This is a genomic window from Streptomyces viridosporus, from assembly GCF_002078235.1.
In the GTDB taxonomy this organism is placed as follows: Bacteria; Actinomycetota; Actinomycetes; order Streptomycetales; family Streptomycetaceae; genus Streptomyces; species Streptomyces viridosporus.
The window spans coordinates 1-15,865 of the sequence record NZ_MSGP01000239.1 but is presented as its reverse complement, the minus strand read 5'-3'; the positions used below and the strand labels follow the sequence as shown (position 1 = coordinate 15,865).

The following is a 15,865-nucleotide window of genomic DNA, read 5'->3' as shown; positions in this document are numbered from 1 at the left end:
CTGCTTGCGCAGGTACATCACGACCGGCTCGTCGTGCTCCGAGGAGACGACCAGCTGCTTGATGTTCAGGATCAGGTCGGTGACGTCCTCCTTGACGCCCGGCACGGTGGTGAACTCGTGCAGGACGCCGTCGATGCGGATGCTGGTGACGGCGGCACCGGGGATCGACGACAGGAGGGTGCGGCGGAGGGAGTTGCCGAGGGTGTAGCCGAAGCCCGGCTCCAGCGGCTCGATCACGAACCGGGAGCGGAATTCGTCGACGACCTCTTCGGTCAACGAGGGACGCTGAGCGATCAGCATGTGTGGATCAGATCCTTCAGTCGTGGACGCCCGCTATATGACGCCCGACGGGAACCGCACCCGGTGACCGGTGCGGGTACTGCAAGGGTACGGGCGGTACGACCCGCAGGGGAACGTACCGCCCGAGGACCCGCGTCCATGAGACGTGCGTCGGATGCGACGGCGCTTCGGCGGACGGCGGCCGTGCTGCGACGGTGCGGGGGCGACCCCCGCACCCCCAGCAGGAGGCCGGCCCGGCCGGAGCGTCAGACGCGACGGCGCTTCGGCGGACGGCAGCCGTTGTGCGGGGTCGGGGTGACGTCCTGGATGGAGCCGACCTCGAGGCCCGTGGCCTGCAGGGAGCGGATCGCGGTCTCACGACCGGAACCCGGGCCCTTGACGAACACGTCGACCTTGCGCATGCCGTGCTCCTGGGCGCGGCGGGCGGCCGACTCGGCGGCCATCTGCGCGGCGAACGGCGTGGACTTCCTGGAGCCCTTGAAGCCGACGTGGCCGGCGGAGGCCCAGGAGATCACGTTGCCGGACGGGTCCGTGATCGAGACGATCGTGTTGTTGAACGTGCTCTTGATGTGGGCGTGGCCGTGAGCGACGTTCTTCTTTTCCTTGCGGCGCACCTTCTTGGCAGCGCCCTGACGTCCCTTGGGGGGCATCTCTTAACTCCTACGGGAGGTGGTCGGTCCTACAGCGAAGACCGTGGACTGAGGTCCGCTGCGGACTACTTCTTGCCCGGCTTCTTCTTGCCGGCGATGGCGCGACGCGGGCCCTTGCGGGTACGCGCGTTGGTGCTGGTGCGCTGGCCGCGGACGGGCAGACCGCGACGGTGACGCAGACCCTGGTAGGTGCCGATCTCGACCTTGCGGCGGATGTCGGCCTGGATCTCGCGACGGAGGTCACCCTCGGTCTTGATGTTGTTGTCGACGTACTCGCGGATCGCGACGAGCTGCTCCTCGGAGAGGTCGCGAACGCGGGTGTTCGGGTCGACGCCGGTGGCGGCCAGCGTCTGCTGCGAAAGGGTCCGGCCGATGCCGAACACGTAGGTGAGGGCGATCTCCACGCGCTTTTCGCGCGGGATGTCAACACCGGAAACGCGTGCCATTCAATGGCTCCAGTTTGATTTTCGGAGGTCTTCCACAGGACCGGATCCCAGCCGCCGTACCAGGTACGAACTGGGTCCCCGGCCTCCGAACCGGGGGTGTCGAGCCGTGCGGCTCGGGCCCTGCGTATGAACGTGTGTTGCTCGCGTCGCGCGAAGTTCTGCGGAAGTCGCAGAGGGTCGATCGTGCTGCGGTCAGCCCTGGCGCTGCTTGTGGCGCGGGTTCTCGCAAATGATCATGACCCGGCCGTGACGGCGGATCACCCTGCACTTGTCGCAGATCTTCTTGACGCTCGGCTTGACCTTCATGGGATGTGAGGTTCTCCGGGTCAGTGCCACCACCCCGGCGAGCCGGGGCGCGGGCAAGATCTACTTGTAGCGGTAAACGATCCGGCCACGCGTCAGGTCGTACGGAGACAGCTCCACCACGACCCGGTCGTCAGGGAGGATGCGGATGTAGTGCATGCGCATCTTGCCACTGATGTGTGCCAGGACCTGGTGGCCGTTCTGGAGCTCGACCTTGAACATGGCGTTCGGCAGAGACTCGACGACAGTGCCCTCGATCTCGATGGCACCTTGCTTCTTGGCCACGCTTCGCCCTTCGAATCGACTACCTTGATCGACTCCGGCGTGCACCGTATCGAGGGTTTCGATGTGCATGCGGACATGCGGGTGCACAAGAGCCGACGAGTCAGTCTACGTCAGCGCACCCGGAAAAACGAATCGCAGAAGTCTGCCCAAGGGACGAGATCTTTAACCGAGCGGGTTCCCCGCCCCGGCACCGGTCCCGGCCGGCGGCCGGGGCGGGGCCGTCGTCAGGCGAGCGGGTCGGGAGCGGCCGTGATGCCGTGCTCCGCCAGCTTCGCCCGGCCGCCGTCGGGGGCGGTCAGGACCAGGGGGCCCTGCTCGGTGAGGGCGACGGAGTGCTCCCAGTGGGAGGACCAGGTGCCGTCGGTGGTGACGACCGTCCAGTCGTCCTCGAGCACCCGGGTCTTCGGGGTGCCCAGGGAGACCATCGGCTCGATGGCGAGGCAGAAGCCCGGGACCAGCTTGGGGCCCTTGCCGCGGCGGCGGTCGACGTAGTTCAGCAGGTGCGGGTCCATGTGCATCTCGGTGCCGATGCCGTGGCCGCCGTAGTCCTCGATGATCCCGTACCGGCCGCCGCCCGGCTTCGGCTGGCGGCGGATGTACGTCTCGATGGCGCGGGAGACGTCGACGAGCCGGTTGCCCTGCTTCATGGCCGCGATGCCGGCCCACATCGACTCCTCGGTCACCCGGGACAGCTCGATCAGCTCCGGGGAGTGACCGGACCCCACGAAGGCGGTGTAGGCCGCGTCGCCGTGCCAGCCGTCGATGATCGCGCCGCAGTCGATGGAGATGACGTCCCCGTCCTTGAGGACGACGTCGTCGGAGGGGATGCCGTGGACGACGACCTCGTTCACGGAGGTGCAGATCGTCGCGGGGAAACCGCCGTAGCCGAGGAAGTTCGGCTTGGCGTTGTGCTCGGCGAGCACCTTGCGGGCGACCTGGTCCAGGTCCTTCGTCGTGGCCCCGGGCACGGCGGCCTCCCGGGTGGCCGCGTGGATGGCGGCGACGACCAGCCCCGCCTCACGCATCTTGGCGATCTGCTCGGGGGTCTTGATCTGCACCATGGGGACGACGGCCTTTCTGGACCGGGGAGGAACGGACACCACCAACGATACGGGGGCCGGCTCCCGCCTCCCCCGGCGCACGCGACGGCCGCGGCCCCCGCAGGGAACCGCGGCCGGGCGGACGCGCTACTTGTCGCGCTTGAGCGCTTCCAGCGCGCGCCCGGTGACCTCTTCGACCCGCCCCGTCGCCGTGATCGTCACCACGAGGCCCTGGGCCTTGTAGTAGTCGATGATCGGCTCGGTCTGCGTGTGGTAGACCTCCAGGCGCTTGCGGACGGTCTCCTCGGAGTCGTCGTCGCGCTGGTACAGCTCGCCGCCGCAGACGTCGCAGACGCCCTCTTTGGCCGGCGGGCTGTACGTCAGGTGGAAGACGTGGCTGGAGTCTTTCCGGCAGATGCGCCGACCGGCGATCCGCTTGACCACCTCGTCCTCGGGGGCCTCCAGGTCGAGGACCGCGTCCAGCTCGATGCCCTCGGTCTCGAGCAGCTCGTCCAGCGCCTGGGCCTGGGAGACGTTGCGCGGGAAGCCGTCCAGCAGGAAGCCGCCCTCGGCGTCGGACTGCTCCATGCGGTCCTTGGCCATGGCGATGGTGACCTCGTCCGGCACGAGGTTGCCCGCGTCCATGTAGGACTTCGCGAGCTTCCCTAGTTCGGTCTGCCGGCTGATGTTGGCGCGGAACAGATCGCCCGTGGAGATGTGCGGGATGCGTAGCTTCTCGGCAAGGCGGGTGGCCTGTGTCCCTTTCCCAGCACCCGGCGGCCCGACGAGGACGATTCGCATCAGCGGAGGAACCCTTCGTAATTGCGCTGCTGGAGCTGGCTCTCGATCTGCTTCACGGTCTCGAGACCGACACCCACGATGATCAGGATGCTGGTCCCGCCGAACGGGAAGTTCTGGTTCGCCCCGAAACCAGCCAACGCCATTGTCGGCACGAGAGAGATCAGACCCAGATACAGCGAGCCCGGCCAGGTGATCCGGTTGAGTACGTAGCTGAGGTACTCAGCGGTCGGTCGGCCAGCCCGGATGCCCGGGATGAAGCCACCATACTTCTTCATGTTGTCCGCGACTTCCTCGGGGTTGAACGTGATGGCCACGTAGAAGAACGCGAAGAAGACGATCAGCAGGAAGTACAGGATGATGTGCGGCGTGGCGGCCGTGTTCGCCAGGTTCTTCGTGATCCAGGTCGCCCAGCCCGCGTTGGAGTTGGAGAACTGGACGATCAGGGCGGGGATGTAGAGCAGCGACGAGGCGAAGATGACGGGGATCACGCCCGCCTGGTTCACCTTGAGCGGGATGTAGGTGGACGTGCCGCCGTAGGAGCGGCGGCCGATCATGCGCTTGGCGTACTGCACCGGGATCCGGCGCTGGGCCTGCTCGACGAAGACGACCAGGGCGACCATGACGAACCCGACGAGCATGACGGTGCCGAACTCGATCCAGCCGTCCGCCAGGCTGCCCTGCTCCTTGATGGCCCACAGGGCGGAGGGGAAGGTCGCGGCGATCGAGATGAACATCAGGATCGACATGCCGTTGCCGATGCCGCGGTCGGTGATGAGCTCGCCGAGCCACATCACGACGGCCGTGCCGGCGGTCATGGTGATGACCATGGTGACGGTCACGAAGATCGACTGGTCCGGGACGATCTGGCTGGCGACCGGGCAGCCCTGGAAGAGGGCGCCGCTGCGGGCGGTGGCCACCAGGCCGGTGCCCTGGAGGACGGCGAGCGCGACCGTCAGGTAACGGGTGTACTGCGTGATCTTCGCCGTGCCGGCCTGGCCCTCCTTCTTCAGGGCCTCCAGACGCGGGATCACCACGGTCAGCAGCTGCAGGATGATACTCGCCGTGATGTACGGCATGATGCCCAGCGCGAAGATCGTGATCTGGAGCAGCGCGCCGCCGCTGAACATGTTGACGAGACCGAACAGGCCCTGGGTCGCCTCGGCGTTGTCGATACACGCCTGGACGTTCCGGTAGTCGACACCCGGGATCGGAATGTTCGTACCGATCCGGTACACGACGATGATGCCGAGTGTGAAGAGCAGCTTCTTGCGCAGGTCGGGCGTCTTGAACGCCCGGGCGAACGCGGTGAGCACGGTGCCTCCTGCGACCCCCGCGCCAGTGCGTCAAGGGTGACGGTCTGAGATTCCGATAAAGGACGAATACGTAACGGTCAACTGCCGCCCCGAGTGCCCGCACGGGACTCCCGGGAGAAATGGGCAGCGCAGGTCACCTTACCGGCGAGACTGCCGCCCTAGGAACGACCAACCGGGGATGCCCCATTTGTGGGGCACCCCCGGTCGGGTTCGCTCAAGTCATCAAGACGCCTGAAAGGTTCAGACGAGCTCGGTGACGGTACCGCCGGCGGCGGTGATCTTCTCCTTGGCGGAGCCGGAGACGGCGTCGACCGTCACCTGCAGCGCCACGGAGATCTCGCCCTGGCCGAGGACCTTGACGAGGCTGTTCTTGCGCACGGCACCCTTGGCCACGAGGCCCTCGACCGTGACCTCGCCACCCTCGGGGTAGAGCGCGGCCAGCTTGTCGAGGTTCACGACCTGGTACTCGGTCTTGAACGGGTTCTTGAAGCCCTTCAGCTTCGGGAGACGCATGTGGAGCGGCATCTGGCCACCCTCGAAGCTCTCCGGAACCTGGTAACGGGCCTTGGTGCCCTTCGTACCACGACCGGCCGTCTTACCCTTCGACGCCTCACCACGACCGACACGGGTCTTGGCGGTCTTGGCGCCCGGGGCGGGACGGAGGTTGTGGATCTTGAGCGGGTTCTGCTCCGCCATGATCAGTCGACCTCCTCGACCGTCACGAGGTGGCGGACGGTGTGCACCATGCCGCGGAACTCGGGACGGTCCTCCTTGACGACCACGTCGTTGACCTTCTTCAGGCCAAGCGAACGCAGGGTGTCACGGTGGTTCTGCTTGCTGCCGATGTAGGACTTGACCTGCGTGATCTTGAGCTGCGCCATGATCACACACCCGCCCCGGCACGCGCACGCAGCAGGGCCGCGGGGGCGACGTCCTCGAGCGGCAGACCGCGGCGGGCCGCGATCTCCTCGGGACGCTGCAGGCCCTTCAGGGCCTCCACGGTCGCGTGCACGATGTTGATGGCGTTGTCGGAGCCGAGCGACTTCGACAGCACGTCGTGGATACCGGCGCACTCGAGCACGGCACGCACCGGACCACCGGCGATCACACCGGTACCGGGCGACGCGGGCTTGAGCAGCACGACGCCGGCAGCCTTCTCACCCTGGATCGGGTGCGGGATGGTGCCCTGGATCCGGGGGACCTTGAAGAAGTGCTTCTTGGCCTCCTCAACGCCCTTGGCGATGGCGGCCGGCACCTCCTTGGCCTTGCCGTACCCGACACCCACGGTGCCGTCACCGTCGCCCACCACGACCAGCGCGGTGAAGCTGAAGCGACGACCACCCTTCACAACCTTGGCGACACGGTTGATCGCGACGACGCGCTCAACGTATGCGGTCTTCTCGGCGGCAGCTGCGCCGCCGTCACGGCCCTTCCGGTCCCGCCGCTCGCCGCCACCGGCACCGCCACCGCGGCGCTGGGGTCCAGCCATTGGAATTACCTCTCTCTGTTTCCGCTAGCTACGGAACCGGCTCAGAACTTCAGGCCGGCTTCGCGGGCGGCGTCCGCCAGGGCGGCGATGCGCCCGGCGTACTGGTTGCCACCACGGTCGAACACGACGGCCTCGACACCGGCGGCCTTGGCGCGCTCGGCGACCAGGGCACCGACCTGCTTGGCCTGCGCGGACTTGTCGCCCTCGCCACCGCGGATCGACGCGTCCAGGGTGGACGCCGACGCCAGGGTGTGACCCTTCAGGTCGTCGATCACCTGCGCCACGATGTGGCGGTTGGAACGAGTCACGACCAGGCGAGGACGCTCGGCGGTACCGGCGACCTTCTTGCGGATCCGGATGTGGCGACGCTTGATAGCGGCACGCTTGTAGGCGTCGCCCTTGAGGATCTTCTGCCCGTATGCCATGGCTTACTTACCCGCCTTTCCGACCTTGCGGCGGATGACTTCGCCCTCGTACTTGACGCCCTTGGCCTTGTACGGGTCGGGCTTGCGCAGCTTGCGGATGTTGGCCGCAACCTCGCCGACCTTCTGCTTGTCGATGCCCTCGACCGAGAAACGGGTCGGGGTCTCCACCTTGAAGGTGATGCCCTCGGGAGCCTCGACCGTGATCGGGTGGCTGTAGCCGAGGGAGAACTCCAGGTTCGAACCCTTGGCGACAACGCGGTAACCGACACCGCTGATCTCGAGCTTCTTCACGTAACCCTGGGTCACGCCGGTGATCATGTTCGCCACCAGCGTGCGGGACAGGCCGTGCAGGGCCTTGTTCTGACGCTCGTCGTTGGGGCGGGTGACGTTCAGCACGCCGTCCTCACCCTTGGCGATCTCGATCGGCGCCACGACGGTGTGGGTCAGCGAGCCCTTGGGACCCTTGACCGAGACCGTACGGCCGTCGATGGTGACGTCCACGCCGGCGGGAACCGCGATGGGGAGCTTGCCGATGCGCGACATAGCTGTTTCCTCCGTTCCCTTCCGCTACCAGACGTAGGCGAGGACTTCCCCACCCACGCCCTTCTTGCCGGCCTGCTTGTCGGTGAGGAGCCCGTGCGACGTGGAGATGATCGCCACGCCGAGGCCGCCGAGCACCTTCGGCAGGTTGGTGGACTTCGCGTACACCCGGAGACCGGGCTTGGAGATCCGCTTGATGCCCGCGATGGAGCGCTCACGGTTGGGGCCGAACTTCAGCTCCAGGACGAGGTTCTTGCCGACCTCGGCGTCCTCGACCTTCCAGCCCGTGATGAAGCCCTCCTGCTGGAGGATCTCCGCGATGTGCGACTTGATCTTCGAGTGCGGCATCGCCACGGAGTCGTGGTACGCCGAGTTCGCGTTCCGCAGACGCGTAAGCATGTCTGCGATCGGATCAGTCATGGTCATGAATTGGCCTTCGGCCTCTCTCGCCGGGGTTTCCTGGTGCGCCATCCCTCTCCCCGATCCGAGACGGGACGGGTGCGGCGCGGTGGACCTGCGGCGTAGTAAGTCGTGCGGGCGCGGCAGGCGCCCAACCCCACAAGCCTAAGGCATGGGGGGCCGGGCCCCTGCCGACCCAGTTGCTTACCGAGAGCCCTGTGAATCCCTGTTTGCGGGGACTACCAGGAGCTCTTGGTCACGCCCGGCAGCTCGCCACGGTGAGCCATCTCACGAAGGCACACGCGGCAGAGGCCGAACTTGCGGTACACGGAGTGCGGACGGCCGCAGCGCTGGCAGCGGGTGTAGCCACGCACACCGAACTTGGGCTTGCGAGCAGCCTTCGCGATGAGAGCCTTCTTCGCCATCTCGCTCACGCCTCCTTGAACGGGAAGCCGAGGTGACGGAGAAGGGCGCGGCCCTCTTCGTCGTTGGTCGCCGTGGTGACCACGGTGATGTCCATACCCCGGACACGGTCGATCTTGTCCTGGTCGATCTCGTGGAACATGACCTGCTCCGTGAGACCGAAGGTGTAGTTGCCACGGCCGTCGAACTGCTTGGGGGACAGGCCGCGGAAGTCGCGGATGCGCGGCAGCGCGAGCGACAGGGTGCGGTCCAGGAACTCCCACATGCGGTCGCCGCGGAGCGTGACGTGGGCACCGATCGGCTGACCCTCGCGCAGCTTGAACTGCGCGATGGACTTGCGGGCCTTGGTGACGGCCGGCTTCTGACCGGTGATCGTGGTGAGGTCGCGGATGGCGCCCTCGATCAGCTTGGAGTCGCGGGCGGCGTCGCCCACACCCATGTTGACCACGATCTTGACGAGGCCGGGAACCTGCATGACGTTCTCGTACGAGAACTCCTCACGCAGCTTGCCCGCGATCTCCTCGCGGTACTTCGTCTTGAGACGCGGAGTGGTGGTGGTAGCCATCAGATGTCCTCACCCGTCCGCTTGGCAACGCGGATCTTGTTGCCCTCGTCGTCGAAGCGGTAGCCGACGCGGGTCACGACCTTCTTGCCGTCCTTCTCCACGACCAGCTGAACGTTGCTGACGTGGATCGGGGCCTCGGTGGTCACGATCCCGCCGGCCTGCGAACCGCGAGCGGTCGGACCGGCCTTGGTGTGCTTCTTGACCCGGTTGACACCCTCGACCAGGACACGCTCCTCGCGCGGGTAAGCGGCGATGACCTTGCCCTGCTTGCCCTTGTCCTTGCCGGTGATGACCTGGACCAGGTCGCCCTTCTTGATCTTCATGCTCACAGCACCTCCGGCGCGAGGGAGATGATCTTCATGAACTTCTTCTCGCGCAGCTCACGGCCGACCGGGCCGAAGATACGGGTGCCACGAGGGTCGCCGTCGTTCTTGAGGATGACGGCGGCGTTCTCGTCGAAGCGGATGTACGAGCCGTCCGGACGGCGGCGCTCCTTGACGGTGCGAACGATGACCGCCTTGACGACGTCACCCTTCTTCACGTTGCCACCGGGGATCGCGTCCTTGACGGTGGCGACGATGACGTCACCGATGCCCGCGTAGCGGCGACCGGAGCCACCGAGTACACGGATGCAAAGGATCTCCTTCGCTCCCGTGTTGTCGGCGACGCGCAGTCGCGACTCCTGCTGGATCACGTCTATCTCCTGATCGTCTGCCGGTTCCCCAACGGGGCTGATGGATCAGCCCCGTTGGAGCCTGGCGGAACTACCCTGCGGGGTTTGCCCCGCAGGAGAATTACTTGGCCTTCTCGAGGATCTCGACGACGCGCCAGCGCTTCGTCGCGGACAGCGGCCGGGTCTCCATCAGGAGGACGCGGTCGCCGACACCCGCGGCGTTCTGCTCGTCGTGGGCCTTGAGCTTGTTCGTACGGCGGATGACCTTGCCGTACAGAGCGTGCTTGACGCGGTCCTCGACGGCGACGACGACGGTCTTGTCCATCTTGTCGCTGACGACAAGGCCCTCACGGGTCTTGCGGAAGCCGCGCGCTTCAGTGTTCTCAGTCACGTTGTTCTCGCTCATCAGGCGTTCTCCACCGTCTCGATGCCGAGCTCACGCTCACGCATGAGGGTGTAGATCCGGGCGATGTCCTTGCGGACCGCCTTGAGACGGCCGTGGTTCTCGAGCTGACCCGTGGCCGCCTGGAAGCGGAGGTTGAACAGCTCTTCCTTGGCCTCGCGGAGCTTCGTCAGAAGCTCTTCGTTGCCCAGCTCGCGCAGCTCGGACGCCTTGGTACCGGCCGACATCACGCTTCACCTGCCTCGCGCTTGACGATCTTGCACTTCATCGGCAGCTTGTGGGCCGCACGGGTCAGGGCCTCGCGCGCGATCTTCTCGTTGGGGTACGACAGCTCGAACATCACGCGTCCGGGCTTGACGTTGGCCACCCACCACTCCGGAGAACCCTTACCGGAACCCATGCGGGTCTCGGCCGGCTTCTTCGTCAGCGGGCGGTCCGGGTAGATGTTGATCCAGACCTTGCCACCACGCTTGATGTGGCGGGTCATGGCGATACGAGCCGCCTCGATCTGGCGGTTCGTCACGTACGCCGGGGTCAGCGCCTGGATGCCGTACTCGCCGAACGCAACCTGCGTGCCACCCTTGGACATGCCGTTGCGCTTGGGGTGGTGCTGCTTGCGGTGCTTGACCCTACGGGGGATCAGCATGGTGGTCAGGCCTCCGTTCCGGTGCTCTCAGCCGGAGCGGCGGCGGGCGCGTCGGCCTTGGGGGCCTCGGCAGCCGGAGCCTGCTGCTGCGGCTTGCGACCGCGCCGCTCGCCACCGCGGCCACCACGGGCCGGGCGGTCGGCGCCACCGCGGGCCGGGCGGTTGCCCGCACGGGCGGCGGCGTTCTCGGCGCGGACCTCGGCGATGTTCTTGACGTCGCCCTTGTAGATCCAGACCTTCACACCGATGCGGCCGAAGGTCGTCTTGGCCTCGAAGAAGCCGTAGTCCACGTTCGCGCGGAGCGTGTGCAGGGGCACACGGCCCTCGCGGTAGAACTCCGAGCGGGACATCTCGGCGCCGCCGAGGCGGCCACCGCACTGGATCTTGATGCCCTTGGCGCCCGCCTTCATCGCCGACTGCATGCTCTTGCGCATGGCGCGGCGGAAGGAGACGCGGGAGGAGAGCTGCTCGGCGACGGCCTGGGCCACGAGCTGAGCGTCGGTCTCGGGGTTCTTGACCTCGAGGATGTTCAGCTGGACCTGCTTGCCGGTGAGCTTCTCGAGGTCGCCGCGGATGCGGTCGGCCTCGGCGCCGCGGCGGCCGATGACGATGCCCGGACGAGCGGTGTGGATGTCCACACGCACACGGTCACGGGTGCGCTCGATCTCGACCTTGGAGATGCCGGCGCGCTCCATGCCGGACGTCATCATCCGACGGATGGCGACGTCTTCCTTGACGTAGTCCTTGTACAGCTTGTCGGCGTACCAACGCGACTTGAAGTCGGTCGTGACACCGAGCCGGAACCCGTGCGGGTTTACCTTCTGGCCCATTACCGGGTTCCTTCCTTGCTGCTGACGACCACGGTGATGTGGCTGGTCCGCTTGCGGATCCGGTAGGCACGGCCCTGGGCGCGCGGACGGAACCGCTTCAGGGTCGGGCCCTCGTCGACGTAGGCCTCGGAGATGAAGAGGCTGTCGACATCGGTGTGGTCGTAGTTGTGCGCGGCGTTGGCGATGGCGCTGTCCAGCACCTTGCCGACCGGCACGCTCGCGGCCTGCGGGGCGAAACGCAGGACCGCCTGAGCCTCCGTGGCGTCCATGCCACGGATGAGGTCCACCACACGGCGGGCCTTCATGGGCGTGACGCGGATGTACCGCGCCTGGGCCCTGGCTTCCATGGTTGTCCCTTCAGTGTTTGTCATTGGTCGTTTGCACCCCGCCTGTCAGCGGCGCTTCGACTTCCGGTCTTCCTTGACGTGGCCCCGGAAGGTGCGGGTCGGCGAGAACTCGCCGAGCTTGTGGCCGACCATCGACTCGGTGACAAACACCGGGATGTGGGTCTTGCCGTTGTGCACCGCGATCGTGTGGCCGAGCATGGCCGGGACGATCATCGAGCGGCGGGACCAGGTCTTGATGACGTTCTTGGTACCGGCTTCGTTCTGGGCGTCCACCTTCTTGATCAGGTGGTCGTCGACGAAGGGTCCCTTCTTCAAGCTACGAGGCATCTCAACCCGTCCTTAGCGCTTCTTGTTCGTCTTGCGGCGGCGGACGATGTACTTGTTCGACGCCTTCTTGGGCGAACGAGTACGGCCTTCCTTCTGGCCCCACGGGGACACCGGGTGGCGACCACCGGAGGTACGGCCCTCACCACCACCGTGCGGGTGGTCCACCGGGTTCATGACCACACCACGCACGCTCGGGCGGACACCCAGCCAGCGCTTGCGGCCGGCCTTGCCCCAGTTGATGTTGCTCTGCTCGGCGTTGCCGACCTCGCCGACGGTGGCGCGGCAGCGGACGTCGACCAGGCGGATCTCACCGGACGGCATGCGGAGGTGGGCCATGGTGCCCTCCTTCGCGAGCAGCTGCACCGAGGCGCCGGCGGAGCGGGCGAACTTGGCGCCGCCGCCGGGACGCAGCTCGATGGCGTGCAGCGTCGTACCGACCGGGATGTTGCGCAGGGCAAGGTTGTTGCCCGGCTTGATGTCGGCCCCGGGGCCGTTCTCGACGCGGTCGCCCTGCTTCAGGTCGCGCGGCGCGAGGATGTAGCGCTTCTCGCCGTCCGCGTAGTGCAGGAGCGCGATGCGCGCGGTGCGGTTGGGGTCGTACTCGATGTGCGCGACCTTCGCCGGCACGCCGTCCTTGTCGTGACGACGGAAGTCGATCACGCGGTAGGCGCGCTTGTGGCCACCGCCCTGGTGGCGGACGGTCACACGACCGGAATTGTTACGGCCGCCCTTGCTGTGCAGGGGACGGACCAGCGACTTCTCCGGCGTGGACCGCGTGACCTCGACGAAGTCGGCGACGCTGGAGCCACGACGGCCCGGAGTCGTCGGCTTGTACTTGCGGATACCCATTTCTCAGTCCTCGTCCGATATCGAACGATCCTGACCGCTTACGCGGTCGGACCGCCGAAGATGTCGATACGGTCGCCCTCGGCGAGGGTCACGATCGCGCGCTTGGTGGCCGCACGCTGGCCGAAGCCGGTGCGGGTCCGCTTGCGCTTGCCGATGCGGTTGATCGTGTTGACCCCGGTGACCTTGACCGAGAAGACCGACTGCACGGCCTCCTTGATCTGGGTCTTGTTGGCACGCGGGTCGACGAGGAACGTGTACTTGTTCTCGTCGATGAGCGCGTAGCTCTTCTCGGACACGACCGGCTTGAGCAGCACGTCACGGGGGTCCGTGTACGCCTTGCTCGCCGGGGTGACGACGGTGTTCTTGCCCTCGGTGGCGTGGCGGCGCGCCTTGGCTACGCGCGCCTCCTTCGCCTTCTTGGCCGCCTTGGAGGCGATGGAGGGGTGACGGGCAGCCATCAGGCCTCGCTCCCTTCGTTGTCGTTGGCCTTGTTCGGGCCGGCGACGAAGGACTCGAAAGCGGCCTTGGTGAAGACCACGTCGTCCGAGACGAGAACGTCGTACGTGTTCAGCTGGCCCGGCTCCAGGATGTGGACCTGGGGCAGGTTGCGGGCGGACAGCCACGCGGCCTCGTCGGCGCGGTCGACGACCAGGAGCAGGTTCTTGCGCTCGCTGATCTTGCCGAACAGGCTCTTGGCGGCCTTCGTGGAGGGGGTCTCGCCCTCGATCACGCCGGTGACGACGTGGATGCGGTTGTGGCGGGCCCGGTCGGTGAGGGCGTGGCGCAGGGCCGCGGCCTTCATCTTCTTCGGGGTCCGCTGCGAGTAGTCGCGCGGCTGGGGGCCGTGGACGATGCCACCGCCGGCGAACTGCGGCGCGCGGGTCGAACCCTGGCGGGCGCGACCGGTGCCCTTCTGGCGGTACGGCTTCTTGCCGCCACCACGGACTTCACCGCGCGTCTTGGTCTTGTGGGTGCCCTGGCGGGCGGCGGCCAGCTGCGCGACGACGACCTGGTGGATCAGCGGAACGCTGACCTTCTCAACGCCGAAGATCTCCGCGGGGAGCTCGACGGTACCGGCCTTGTCGCCCGCCGGCGAAAGGATGTCAACAGTGCTCATCGGTTACCTCAGGCCCCCTTGGCCGCGGTGCGGACCAGGACGAGGCCGCCGTTCGGACCGGGAACCGCGCCCTTGATGAGCAGCAGACCCTTCTCCGCGTCAACGGCGTGGACGGTCAGGTTCTGGGTGGTGACCCGCTCGTTGCCCATGCGACCCGCCATGCGCAGGCCCTTGAACACACGGCCCGGGGTGGCGCAGCCACCGATGGAGCCGGGAGAGCGGTGCTTGCGCTGGGTACCGTGCCCGGCGCCGAGGCCACCGAAGTTGTGGCGCTTCATGACACCGGCGAAGCCCTTGCCCTTGCTCTTGCCGGTCACGTCGACCTTCACGCCGGCCTCGAACACCTCGGCGGTGACTTCCTGGCCGAGCGTGTACTCGGAGGCGTCCGACGTGCGGATCTCGACGAGGTGACGACGGGGGGTGACGTCGGCCTTGGCGAAGTGGCCCTTGAGGGGCTTGTTCACCTTGCGCGGGTCGATCTCGCCGAAGGCGATCTGGACGGACTCGTAGCCGTCGACGTCGTTCGTGCGGACCTGGGTGACGACGTTCGGCCCGGCCTTGACGACGGTGACCGGGACGACACGGTTGTTCTCGTCCCACACCTGCGTCATACCGAGCTTCTCGCCCAGGATGCCCTTGATCTGCTTAGCCATCTCTTCAGATCACCGGCCTCAGAGCTTGATCTCGATGTCGACACCGGCCGGGAGGTCGAGTCGCATCAGAGAGTCAACGGTCTTGGGGGTCGGGTCGAGGATGTCGATCAGGCGCTTGTGCGTGCGCATCTCGAAGTGCTCGCGCGAGTCCTTGTACTTGTGCGGCGACTTGATGACGCAGTACACGTTCTTCTCAGTGGGCAGCGGCACCGGGCCCGCGACCGACGCACCAGTGCGGGTCACCGTCTCGACGATCTTCTTCGCCGAGGAGTCGATGACCTCGTGGTCGTAGGCCTTGAGCCGGATGCGGATCTTCTGTCCCGCCATGGCTACTTCGTAGTCCTGTCTCTCATAACGCTCTGGAACCCGGAGCGGCTCCCCTCGTTCTCCGACCCACGCGGTCGGGCGTGTCGCGGTCCCGCTGACATGAATGTCCCTTGTTCGAACACCCCTGCGGGATTGGACACGGTCCTACCAGAACCGCGGGCCGGGGGCGAAAGGCCCACCGGGCGCCTGGTCGGCGCCGCACTCACGCTTCCCGGAAGATTCCCGTACGTCCGCCCCTGATCAGGGACGACGAGTACTGTGGGACTCGCTTCCGGTCCTCCCGGCGGGAGGCGCGCAGCATCAACACTCGACCGAGCAACTCGGACAGTCTGCCACAGCGGGCGGGGGACTGGCCAATCGAGCGGAAAAGATTACCCCGGAGGTGGCGCGGGTCAAACCCACCCGCCGACCGGTCCGCAAGGTTCCGCGGCAGTTCGGCGTCTTCGCGGTGGCGGGGAAGTGGGCGCGCTGGAAGTCCTCCAGGGGGCCCGGCGGGTGTCACGGGCCGGATCCCCCCTCCAGCGGCACGCACGGCGTGGAGCGGGAGCCCGCCCGGTCCGGGCCTGTCGGAACTGCTCGGGCGCGACGTCGAAGCGGCGGTTCGCCGCGCCGGCGCCCGGGCCCACCCGGCCGGGCCTGCGGAGAAGCCGTGCGCGTCCCGCCGGTACGCCCCCTCCCGCCCGGCGCGCCCCTCCGCCGTACCGCCCCGGCGGG

28 protein-coding genes and 1 pseudogene are annotated in these 15,865 nt (G+C 67.0%); all 29 read right to left on the bottom strand.

Annotation, left to right across the window (positions count from 1 at the left end; all coding sequences use genetic code 11):
* A pseudogene (locus B7L92_RS17830) lies at positions 1 to 300 on the bottom strand (DNA-directed RNA polymerase subunit alpha); the annotation flags it as partial.
* Between the two features lie 245 nt (positions 301 to 545).
* The gene (gene rpsK / locus B7L92_RS17825; protein WP_003956432.1) at positions 546 to 950 is read right to left on the bottom strand and encodes a 30S ribosomal protein S11; all 405 of its coding nucleotides are present in this window, start codon (positions 948 to 950) and stop codon (positions 546 to 548) included.
* Between the two features lie 65 nt (positions 951 to 1,015).
* Entirely contained in the window at positions 1,016 to 1,396 is a 381-nt protein-coding gene (rpsM, locus tag B7L92_RS17820; protein WP_004984507.1) for a 30S ribosomal protein S13, read from the bottom strand.
* 192 nt (positions 1,397 to 1,588) lie between these two features.
* On the bottom strand, positions 1,589 to 1,702 hold the full coding sequence (gene rpmJ, locus B7L92_RS17815; RefSeq protein ID WP_004984509.1) for a 50S ribosomal protein L36: 114 nt from the start codon (positions 1,700 to 1,702) through the stop codon (positions 1,589 to 1,591).
* Positions 1,703 to 1,762: 60 nt separating this feature from the next.
* Complete coding sequence (gene infA / locus B7L92_RS17810; RefSeq protein WP_003948620.1) at positions 1,763 to 1,984, bottom strand: translation initiation factor IF-1; 222 nt, start codon at positions 1,982 to 1,984, stop codon at positions 1,763 to 1,765.
* Positions 1,985 to 2,208: 224 nt separating this feature from the next.
* The gene (gene map / locus B7L92_RS17805; protein WP_016825011.1) at positions 2,209 to 3,045 is read right to left on the bottom strand and encodes a type I methionyl aminopeptidase; all 837 of its coding nucleotides are present in this window, start codon (positions 3,043 to 3,045) and stop codon (positions 2,209 to 2,211) included.
* Between the two features lie 126 nt (positions 3,046 to 3,171).
* Positions 3,172 to 3,825 carry an adenylate kinase gene (locus B7L92_RS17800; RefSeq protein WP_081238566.1) on the bottom strand — a complete coding sequence of 218 codons (654 nt, stop codon included), beginning with the start codon at positions 3,823 to 3,825 and terminating at the stop codon, positions 3,172 to 3,174.
* A complete protein-coding gene (gene secY / locus B7L92_RS17795) occupies positions 3,825 to 5,138 on the bottom strand; it encodes a preprotein translocase subunit SecY (protein ID WP_081238565.1) in 1,314 nt (437 codons plus the stop codon). The genes B7L92_RS17800 and secY overlap by 1 nt, the downstream gene beginning before the upstream one ends.
* A 240-nt stretch (positions 5,139 to 5,378) precedes the next feature.
* Entirely contained in the window at positions 5,379 to 5,834 is a 456-nt protein-coding gene (rplO, locus tag B7L92_RS17790) for a 50S ribosomal protein L15 (protein WP_004984514.1), read from the bottom strand.
* 2 nt (positions 5,835 to 5,836) lie between these two features.
* Complete coding sequence (gene rpmD / locus B7L92_RS17785) at positions 5,837 to 6,019, bottom strand: 50S ribosomal protein L30 (RefSeq protein WP_004984515.1); 183 nt, start codon at positions 6,017 to 6,019, stop codon at positions 5,837 to 5,839.
* A gap of 2 nt (positions 6,020 to 6,021) precedes the next feature.
* Positions 6,022 to 6,627 carry a 30S ribosomal protein S5 gene (gene rpsE / locus B7L92_RS17780; protein WP_004984517.1) on the bottom strand — a complete coding sequence of 202 codons (606 nt, stop codon included), beginning with the start codon at positions 6,625 to 6,627 and terminating at the stop codon, positions 6,022 to 6,024.
* A gap of 41 nt (positions 6,628 to 6,668) precedes the next feature.
* A complete protein-coding gene (gene rplR / locus B7L92_RS17775; protein ID WP_004984518.1) occupies positions 6,669 to 7,052 on the bottom strand; it encodes a 50S ribosomal protein L18 in 384 nt (127 codons plus the stop codon).
* A gap of 3 nt (positions 7,053 to 7,055) precedes the next feature.
* Positions 7,056 to 7,595 (bottom strand): 50S ribosomal protein L6, encoded by a 540-nt coding sequence (gene rplF, locus B7L92_RS17770; protein WP_004984519.1) that lies wholly within the window; start codon positions 7,593 to 7,595, stop codon positions 7,056 to 7,058.
* 24 nt (positions 7,596 to 7,619) lie between these two features.
* The gene (gene rpsH / locus B7L92_RS17765) at positions 7,620 to 8,018 is read right to left on the bottom strand and encodes a 30S ribosomal protein S8 (RefSeq protein ID WP_004984520.1); all 399 of its coding nucleotides are present in this window, start codon (positions 8,016 to 8,018) and stop codon (positions 7,620 to 7,622) included.
* Positions 8,019 to 8,230: 212 nt separating this feature from the next.
* A complete protein-coding gene (locus B7L92_RS17755) occupies positions 8,231 to 8,416 on the bottom strand; it encodes a type Z 30S ribosomal protein S14 (RefSeq protein ID WP_003948630.1) in 186 nt (61 codons plus the stop codon).
* 5 nt (positions 8,417 to 8,421) lie between these two features.
* Positions 8,422 to 8,979, bottom strand: coding sequence for a 50S ribosomal protein L5 (rplE, locus tag B7L92_RS17750; protein WP_004984522.1), 558 nt, complete (start codon positions 8,977 to 8,979; stop codon positions 8,422 to 8,424).
* A complete protein-coding gene (rplX, locus tag B7L92_RS17745; protein WP_004984523.1) occupies positions 8,979 to 9,302 on the bottom strand; it encodes a 50S ribosomal protein L24 in 324 nt (107 codons plus the stop codon). The genes rplE and rplX overlap by 1 nt, the downstream gene beginning before the upstream one ends.
* A gap of 2 nt (positions 9,303 to 9,304) precedes the next feature.
* The gene (rplN, locus tag B7L92_RS17740; RefSeq protein ID WP_003998823.1) at positions 9,305 to 9,673 is read right to left on the bottom strand and encodes a 50S ribosomal protein L14; all 369 of its coding nucleotides are present in this window, start codon (positions 9,671 to 9,673) and stop codon (positions 9,305 to 9,307) included.
* A gap of 100 nt (positions 9,674 to 9,773) precedes the next feature.
* Positions 9,774 to 10,058: a 30S ribosomal protein S17 gene (rpsQ, locus tag B7L92_RS17735; RefSeq protein ID WP_004984524.1), complete on the bottom strand. Its 285-nt coding sequence runs from the start codon at positions 10,056 to 10,058 to the stop codon at positions 9,774 to 9,776.
* Positions 10,058 to 10,282 (bottom strand): 50S ribosomal protein L29, encoded by a 225-nt coding sequence (rpmC, locus tag B7L92_RS17730; protein WP_004984525.1) that lies wholly within the window; start codon positions 10,280 to 10,282, stop codon positions 10,058 to 10,060. Before rpmC ends, rpsQ begins: the two co-directional genes overlap by 1 nt.
* Positions 10,282 to 10,701, bottom strand: coding sequence for a 50S ribosomal protein L16 (rplP, locus tag B7L92_RS17725; protein WP_004984526.1), 420 nt, complete (start codon positions 10,699 to 10,701; stop codon positions 10,282 to 10,284). The genes rpmC and rplP overlap by 1 nt, the downstream gene beginning before the upstream one ends.
* A gap of 5 nt (positions 10,702 to 10,706) precedes the next feature.
* On the bottom strand, positions 10,707 to 11,531 hold the full coding sequence (rpsC, locus tag B7L92_RS17720; protein ID WP_004984527.1) for a 30S ribosomal protein S3: 825 nt from the start codon (positions 11,529 to 11,531) through the stop codon (positions 10,707 to 10,709).
* Positions 11,531 to 11,878: a 50S ribosomal protein L22 gene (gene rplV, locus B7L92_RS17715; RefSeq protein WP_006130776.1), complete on the bottom strand. Its 348-nt coding sequence runs from the start codon at positions 11,876 to 11,878 to the stop codon at positions 11,531 to 11,533. Before rplV ends, rpsC begins: the two co-directional genes overlap by 1 nt.
* A gap of 45 nt (positions 11,879 to 11,923) precedes the next feature.
* A complete protein-coding gene (gene rpsS / locus B7L92_RS17710; RefSeq protein WP_004984529.1) occupies positions 11,924 to 12,205 on the bottom strand; it encodes a 30S ribosomal protein S19 in 282 nt (93 codons plus the stop codon).
* A gap of 12 nt (positions 12,206 to 12,217) precedes the next feature.
* A complete protein-coding gene (gene rplB, locus B7L92_RS17705; protein ID WP_004984530.1) occupies positions 12,218 to 13,054 on the bottom strand; it encodes a 50S ribosomal protein L2 in 837 nt (278 codons plus the stop codon).
* A 38-nt stretch (positions 13,055 to 13,092) separates the two neighbouring features.
* The gene (rplW, locus tag B7L92_RS17700) at positions 13,093 to 13,512 is read right to left on the bottom strand and encodes a 50S ribosomal protein L23 (RefSeq protein ID WP_004984531.1); all 420 of its coding nucleotides are present in this window, start codon (positions 13,510 to 13,512) and stop codon (positions 13,093 to 13,095) included.
* Positions 13,512 to 14,171, bottom strand: coding sequence for a 50S ribosomal protein L4 (rplD, locus tag B7L92_RS17695; RefSeq protein ID WP_081238564.1), 660 nt, complete (start codon positions 14,169 to 14,171; stop codon positions 13,512 to 13,514). Before rplD ends, rplW begins: the two co-directional genes overlap by 1 nt.
* A gap of 8 nt (positions 14,172 to 14,179) precedes the next feature.
* Positions 14,180 to 14,824: a 50S ribosomal protein L3 gene (gene rplC / locus B7L92_RS17690; RefSeq protein WP_004984533.1), complete on the bottom strand. Its 645-nt coding sequence runs from the start codon at positions 14,822 to 14,824 to the stop codon at positions 14,180 to 14,182.
* Between the two features lie 18 nt (positions 14,825 to 14,842).
* Positions 14,843 to 15,151 carry a 30S ribosomal protein S10 gene (gene rpsJ / locus B7L92_RS17685; protein WP_003948644.1) on the bottom strand — a complete coding sequence of 103 codons (309 nt, stop codon included), beginning with the start codon at positions 15,149 to 15,151 and terminating at the stop codon, positions 14,843 to 14,845.
* Positions 15,152 to 15,865: the final 714 nt, after the last annotated feature.